The organism is Burkholderia sp. Tr-20355, from assembly GCF_017104685.1.
In the GTDB taxonomy this organism is placed as follows: domain Bacteria; phylum Pseudomonadota; class Gammaproteobacteria; order Burkholderiales; family Burkholderiaceae; genus Burkholderia; species Burkholderia seminalis.
Map to the genome: position 1 here is coordinate 1 of NZ_JAAGPK010000343.1, position 1993 is coordinate 1993.

At 72.9% G+C, this 1993-nt stretch carries 2 protein-coding genes and 2 pseudogenes; 3 read left to right on the plus strand and 1 reads right to left on the minus strand.

From position 1 onward, the window contains the following. The 3 genes and pseudogenes from G3N62_RS35140 to G3N62_RS35150 all read left to right on the plus strand — a co-directional run. Window positions 1–367 (plus strand): annotated as a pseudogene (locus G3N62_RS35140) (malonate decarboxylase subunit epsilon); the annotation flags it as partial. Between the two features lie 117 nt (window positions 368–484). Next, on the plus strand, window positions 485–1006 hold the full coding sequence (locus tag G3N62_RS35145) for a phospholipase D-like domain-containing protein (protein ID WP_034186639.1): 522 nt from the start codon (window positions 485–487) through the stop codon (window positions 1004–1006). A 123-nt stretch (window positions 1007–1129) separates the two neighbouring features. Next, on the plus strand, window positions 1130–1777 hold the full coding sequence (locus tag G3N62_RS35150; RefSeq protein WP_124669872.1) for a phosphoribosyltransferase family protein: 648 nt from the start codon (window positions 1130–1132) through the stop codon (window positions 1775–1777). Window positions 1778–1784: 7 nt separating this feature from the next. Here the strand turns inward: G3N62_RS35150 and G3N62_RS35155 are convergent. Further along, window positions 1785–1993: pseudogene (locus G3N62_RS35155) on the minus strand (polyhydroxyalkanoate depolymerase); the annotation flags it as partial.

Sequence of the window (1993 nt, forward strand, 5' to 3'; positions counted from 1 at the left end):
TCGGATCGCGTCGCACGCGCGCCGGCTCGCGGCGGCCGTGCCGGTGTTTCGCACGGCGCTTGCCGCGACGCACGTCCGGCGGCCGCTGCCCGGCACGCGGCTGTTTTCCGGGATCGACGGGGCGTCGGTGCTCGACGTCGACGCGGGCCTCGACAAGCTCGCGCGGCAGATCGCGGAGCCGGTCGAGTGGGCGGCCTGTCTCGCCGCCTGCGTCGAGGCCGGTGCGACGGCGTTTCTCGAACTGGGCCCCGGGCGCGCGCTGGCCGAGATGGCCGGCGGCGCGTACCCGGCGTTGCCGGCGCGCAGCCTCGCGGATTTCCGTTCCGTCGACGGCGTGACGAGCTGGCTCGCGCGCGTCGCGGCCTGACCCGCGGCCCGAAAAACGGGCTGAAACACAGTCGTCGCGCCCGCGTTCCAGGCTGGGTGTTGCGCCGGCGCAGCAGCGTCGCAGCCGGTGCTTGCCACGCGAATTGGCATCGCTACAATGGCGCCCGCCATGAGACCAGCCGCCATCCTTCTCGCCGCGCTGTGCTGCGCGACGAGCGCCCACGCCAGCCAGATTCCGTCCGACGCCGCGTCGGTCGGCACCTACTTTTCGTATGACAACGCGGCGGCCGACGCGACCGTCGACCTGATCGAACAGGCGCAGCGTCGCGTGCTGCTGGCGGGCTATACGCACGTGCCGCCGGCTGTCGCGGGCGCGTTGCGCGCGGCCCGCGCGCGTGGAGTCGAGGTGCGTGTCGTGCTCGTGCGCTCGCCGCGCGCGGGCCGCTACAGCGGCGCCGGTTTTCTGAAATCCGCGGGCATCGACGTCGCGATCGATTCGCGGCATGGCGATCCGGCACCGCGCTTCGTGATCGTCGACGACAGCGTCGCGCTGACGACGCTGTCCGACGGTGCGGCCGCCCATGCGGAAACGGTGAATGTGTTCCAGCGCGCGCCCGAGCTTGCGCAATCCTATGCGCAGTCGTTCTGGCGGCTGTACCGGCAGGCCGGCGGCCTCTGATCCCTTCCTTCGGCGTCGCGTGCGCCGGTATGACCCTGCTTGCATCGGCGCGGCCGATGCACCATGCTCGTTGACAAGGCGCCGGCGCGGGTTTCGCGCATCCGGCGCAACGGCAGGGAGTCGATCGTGACCGAGTGTTTTGCCGATCGCGCCGATGCCGGCCCCCAGCTGGCCGACGCATTGCGCGATTACGCGGGGCGGAGCGACGTCGTCGTGCTCGCGTTGCCGCGCGGCGGCGTGCCCGTCGCGTATCCGGTCGCCTGCGCGCTGCGCGCGCCGCTCGACGTGCTGGTCGTGCGCAAGCTCGGCGTGCCGTTCGATCCCGAGCTCGCGATGGGCGCGATCGCGACCGGTGGCGCGATGTATCTGCAGCGTTCGGTGATCCGCTCGATGGGCGTGTCGGACGGGCAGCTCGCCGACGTGATCGCGCGCGAGACGGCCGAGCTGCATCGCCGTGAGGCGTTGTATCGCGGCGCCGTGCCGCCGCTGCCGGTCGACGGACGCATCGCGATCGTCGTCGACGACGGCGTCGCGACCGGCGCGTCGATGCGCGTCGCGCTGCAGGCGTTGCGCGAGCGCCGCCCCGCACGCATCGTCGCGGCGGTACCGGTCGCGCCGGCGAGCGCGCGGCACGCGTTCGACGATCTGGCCGACGCCTTCGTCACGGTGTCGCAGCCGCTGCGGTTCTTCGGGATCAGCCCGTTCTACGCCCGCTTCGAGCAGACGAGCGACGACGAGGTGCGCAGGCTGCTCGACGCGGCGCGCCACTGAAGCCGCATCACGGCCGCCTGGCGCGGCGCGTGCGCGGGCGGGCCGCTTCCGCCAGCGCGAACACGCGCTGCAGCGCCGGATGGACGTCGCCGCGCCAGCGCGGCCCGGTAAACAGCCCGTAGTGATCGCAATCGTCGATATCGACGCGATGGCGTTCGCCGGCCGTGAGGCCGCGGCACAGGTCGAGCGCCGCGTGCGTCTGGCCGGCGCCCGTGA

What these genes read in the sequence shown, in the direction of transcription:
- G3N62_RS35145 (WP_034186639.1), top strand. Translation starts at nt 485, where the DNA reads ATGGCGCCCGCCATGAGACCAGCCGCCATCCTTCTCGCCGCGCTGTGC.